The following is a 4282-nucleotide window of genomic DNA, read 5'->3' on the forward strand; positions in this document are numbered from 1 at the left end:
ACACCGACGATGCCGTCGAGGCCGTCAAGCGCCAGGCCGAAGGCCGCACCGGCCGCGTGCGGCTCGGCACTTCCACCGGCGTGGTGGTCGACCTGCTGCCGCAGGTGCTCGAAGCGCTCGGTGCCCGGCATGCGGGCATCGACGTGGAGGTCAGCATCCTCGGTTCGTACGATGCGATGGCGCGGCTGGCCGCCGGCACGCTCGACATCGGGCTGGTCGCCATGCCGCAGCCGCCGCTGCGCGAACTGGTCGTCACGCCCTGGTGCGACCAGGCCATGATGGCCTTCGTGCCGCAGCGCTGGAAGGCGCCCAGGCGCGTCACGCCGGCCTGGCTGGCCGCGCAGCCGCTGATCTTCAACGACGCCACCACCCACATGTACCGGCTCTCGATGGAGTGGTTCGCCGCGGCCGGCTTCGCGCCGCGTGCGCGCATCGAGCTCAACTACGACGCCGCGATCCGCAGCCTGGTGGCGGCCGGCTACGGCGCCGCACTGCTGCCGCTGCAGCAGACCACCGATGCGGCGCTGAACGAGCGCATGCAGATCCTGCCGATCACGCCCAGGCTCACGCGCCGCCTCGGCATTGCGCACCGCCAGCGCGCCCTGCTCGACGGCGCCACGCAAAGCGTGCTGCAGGTGCTGACAGCCTTTCGCCAGCTTTGATTTTCAGCTGCGGGCAGCTTCGTTCGGCAGACCCTCGATCGGGCATTCCGCCGTGCCGATGGTGCTGCGCGTGAACGACTCCACCTGCTCGCGCGCGCCCTCGGGGGCGTTGATCCACTGCTTGTAGAAGTCGAACGGGCAGGCCGCCACGCCCTTGTCGCCGTCGCCGGAGTTGATGACGCCGGTGTAGCCGCGGTGCATCAGCTTGAACAGGTGGTTCTGCGACTGGCCGTTCTTGCGTGYATCGCGAATCAGGCCCATGGAGAGTTCGGCATAGTTGATGCCCATTTCCTCCTCGCCGCATTCGCCGAGCGTGCGGCCGTCGAAGCCGATGAGCGCCGAGTGCCCGAAGTACGAGTACACGCCGTCGAAGCCCGCCGCATTGGCCACCGCCACGTAAGTGTTGTTCATGAAGGCCATGGCCTTGGACACCAGGATCTGCTGTTCCTTGGCCGGGTACATGTAGCCCTGGCAGCGGATGATGAGCTCGGCGCCGCGCATCGCGCAGTCGCGCCAGATCTCGGGGTAGTTGCCGTCGTCGCAGATGATCAGGCTGATCTTCATGCCCTTGGGGCCATCGCTCACATAGGTGCGGTCGCCCGGGTACCAGCCCTCGATGGGCACCCACGGCATGATCTTGCGGTACTTCTGCACGATCTCGCCCTGGTTGTTCATGAGGATCAGCGTGTTGTAGGGCGCCTTGTCGGGATGCGCCTCGTGGCGCTCGCCGGTCAGCGAGAACACGCCCCACACGTTGGCGCGGCGGCAGGCGTCGGCAAAGATGGCGGTCTCCTCGCCGGGCACGGTGGCGGCGGTGTCGTACATCTCCTTGGCGTCGTACATGATCCCGTGCGTGGAGTATTCGGGAAAGATCACCAGGTCCATGCCCGGCAGGCCCTTCTTCATGCCGACCAGCATCTCGCCGATCTTGCGCGCGTTGTCGAGCACCTCGGCCTTGGTGTGCAGGCGGGGCATCTTGTAGTTGACGACCGCGACTCCCACGCAATCAWTGCTGCTCGAAATATCACCATGTCTCATGACGCTGCTCCTGGAGGGTGGTTGAGAAAAAACAAGAAAGCCCGAGCCGGTGGTCGACCGGTTCGGGCTTGTTCCTGGGGGCAGCGGCGGGTGTCGTCGAAGCCGATTGTTCTCAACTCAGCGTGGGCTGCACATACGTCATTTCGCTGATTGCGAACGCGCGCTCAGCGCGGCCGCGCGTAATCGGATTCGATCCAGGCGGCGGCGCTGCCCGCCGTGAGCCTGAAGGCGGGCGAGACGTTGACGCTGGCGAGTTCCGAGTCGTCGGCATCGTTGTAGGCCGTGAGCGTGGCCGAGGGGCTGTCCTCGTCGGGCACGATGGCAAGGGCCACGCGCACGCGCTGGTCATTGCGCGCCGTCACCGTCACGCTCTTGTTGAGCGTGGCGTGCAGCTGCTGTTCGTGGCGGCGGATCACCTCGGCGGCGGTCTTCACCAGCGTGGAGAAGGCGGGCCCGTCGAGCGGCTTCGGGTTCTTCTTGTCGCGCCCCATGGTCCAGGGGCCGATCAGCGCCGGCTCGGGGTCGCCGTGGCGCGTCATCTCGACGGCCCAGCCGTCGTCTTCCTCGTTCTTGATGACGCGGGCGGTCCATTGGCCGTCGCGCCAGAGGCGGGGTTCCTGCAGGGGGAGGGTGTCGGAGTCGGTGGAGTCTGTGGCTTCGGTCATTCGGATGCTCGGGTTCGTGCGTGGTCCATTTTCGCCTGCGCTGCACGCGCCGCTCAGAACACCGACAGCCCGGTCCGCGCCACGAACAGTTCGAGCGCCTTGATGCCGAGCAGCGAGTTGCCCGTCGCATCCAGCGCGGGCGACCACACGCACAGCGTGAGCCGGTCGGGCACCACGGCCACGATGCCGCCGCCCACGCCGCTCTTGCAGGGCAGGCCGATCGAGAACGCCACGTCGCCCGCGGCGTCGTAGGTGCCGCAGGTGAGCATCAGCGCGTTGATGCGGCGCGTCTGGCGCTCGCCGGTCACCTCGGCCTGGCCGTCGATCGGATGCGCGCCGTCGCGGCACAGGAAGGCCGCCGCGCGCGCGAGCTGGCGGCAGCTCATGCGAAGCGCGCACTGGTGGAAGTAGGTGTCGAGCACCACGGCCACGTCGTTGTCGATCTTGCCGAAGCTCTTCATGAAGTTGGCGAGCGCGATGTTGCGGAAGCCGGTCGCCGCCTCTGAGCGCGCCACTTCGTCGTCGAACGCAATCGGTTCGCCGCACAGGCTCCCCATCAGCGCAAGGATGTCGGCCTTGGCGCTGCCGCCGGCCTGCAATGCCTGGCTCACGAGCCGGTCGGCCACGGCAATGGCGCCCGCATTGATGAAGGGATTGCGCGGCTTGCCCTGCTCGTTCTCCAGCTGCACCAGCGAGTTGAAGGGGTTGCCCGAAGGCTCGCGGCCGATGCGCTCCCACAGCGCGTCGCCCATGCGCTGCATGGCCAGCGTCAGCGTGAAGAGCTTGGACACGCTCTGGATCGAGAACGGCGTTTCGGCATCGCCCGCGAAGGCCTCGGCGCCGTCGCAGGTGCGCAGCGCAATGCCGAGCTGGCGCGCATCGATGCAGGCCAGCGCCGGGATGTAGCTGGCCACCGTGCCGGCGGTGCCCAGCAGCGGCCGCAGGGTGGCGACGATGTCGTCGAGCACCGGCTGGAAGTCCGCGTCCTTCATGCCCGTGCCTTTCGCCGGTTGACCATCACGATGCCCAGGCCCACGCCTGCCAGCGCCAGCATCAGCTGCAGCGTGAGCGGTTCGCCGAGCAGCACCACGCGGTCAGGCCCCAGAGCATGCCGCCGACGATCGCCATCGCATCGCCGAGCAGCTGGCCCGAGCTCGAGTGCCCGAAGCCTTCGCTGAACGCGAACAGCACTGCCGCAAAGGCGATGCCCAGCCCCAGCCACTGCAGGCCGCGCAGCCGCTCGGCCGGCACCCAGCGCGGCAGCAGCAGCGAGACCCAGAACGGTGCGGTGTAGAGAAACACCGTGAGCCTGGAGGCCGAGGTGTGCTGCAGCCCCAGGTAGATGCAGGCGAACTCGCCCGCGAACAGCAGGCCCACGAGCAGCCCGCCCGGCAGCGTGCCGTCGCGCTCGAACAGCGGCACGCGGCGCCACAGGCACCAGAGCCACAGCAGCGCCACGGCGCCCGCCATGCGCACCGAGGCCTGCCAGAGCGGCGGCACTTCGGCGACGGTGGTCTTGATGAGGATCTGCTGCAGGCCCCAGAACGCGCAGCATGCGATCAGAAGGCCGATGGCGAGGGAGTCGAGATGGGTCTTGCGCTGGATCATTCGTCGCGTTGTTGTTGTTCGTTCACCGGCCGGCCACGGGATACGGCGGCTTGCCCCGCGTGCCGACCATCAGGTCGGTCACCACGGTCTCGACATCGGGCACCGCGCGCGCGGCGCGTTCGAGCTTCCTGGCCACCGCGGCCGAGGGCACGCAGCCTTGCAGGTAGACCCAGCGCCGCTGGATCATCACCCACACGCTCGCCTTCTGCACGCCCGGCACGGCCGAGAGCGCGGCGCGCACCTTGGGCGCGAGCGGCTTGTCGTAGCGGTAGGCGTTGCTGTCGGTGCATTGGCCGGCAAGCCAGCAGC

The 4282-nt window shown here is 68.2% G+C and carries 5 protein-coding genes and 1 pseudogene; 1 reads left to right on the top strand and 5 read right to left on the bottom strand.

Annotated elements, in window-relative coordinates:
- Window positions 1-662 (top strand): LysR family transcriptional regulator substrate-binding protein (locus AC1DOC_RS25115; RefSeq protein WP_478130718.1); only part of this gene is annotated, 662 nt, incomplete at its 5' end.
- Window positions 663-665: 3 nt separating this feature from the next.
- Here the strand turns inward: AC1DOC_RS25115 and AC1DOC_RS25120 are convergent.
- The 5 genes and pseudogenes from AC1DOC_RS25120 to AC1DOC_RS25140 all read right to left on the bottom strand — a co-directional run.
- Window positions 666-1700 (bottom strand): aliphatic amidase, encoded by a 1035-nt coding sequence (locus AC1DOC_RS25120; RefSeq protein ID WP_478130719.1) that lies wholly within the window; start codon window positions 1698-1700, stop codon window positions 666-668.
- 164 nt (window positions 1701-1864) lie between these two features.
- Complete coding sequence (locus AC1DOC_RS25125; RefSeq protein ID WP_436299222.1) at window positions 1865-2365, bottom strand: hypothetical protein; 501 nt, start codon at window positions 2363-2365, stop codon at window positions 1865-1867.
- 53 nt (window positions 2366-2418) lie between these two features.
- Window positions 2419-3357: a glutaminase gene (locus tag AC1DOC_RS25130; RefSeq protein WP_478080401.1), complete on the bottom strand. Its 939-nt coding sequence runs from the start codon at window positions 3355-3357 to the stop codon at window positions 2419-2421.
- 100 nt (window positions 3358-3457) lie between these two features.
- Window positions 3458-3973, bottom strand: a pseudogene (locus AC1DOC_RS25135) (DMT family transporter); the annotation flags it as partial.
- Window positions 3974-3995: 22 nt separating this feature from the next.
- A partial coding sequence (locus AC1DOC_RS25140) for a BON domain-containing protein (RefSeq protein ID WP_478130720.1) occupies window positions 3996-4282 on the bottom strand: 287 nt, incomplete at its 5' end.

The sequence above is a fragment of the Variovorax sp. 01T439_2 genome, from assembly GCF_056398445.1.

Coding starts and splice junctions, on each gene's coding strand:
- AC1DOC_RS25125 (WP_436299222.1), bottom strand. CDS start 2,365: ATGACCGAAGCCACAGACTCCACCGACTCCGACACCCTCCCCCTGCAG.
- AC1DOC_RS25130 (WP_478080401.1), bottom strand. CDS start 3,357: ATGAAGGACGCGGACTTCCAGCCGGTGCTCGACGACATCGTCGCCACC.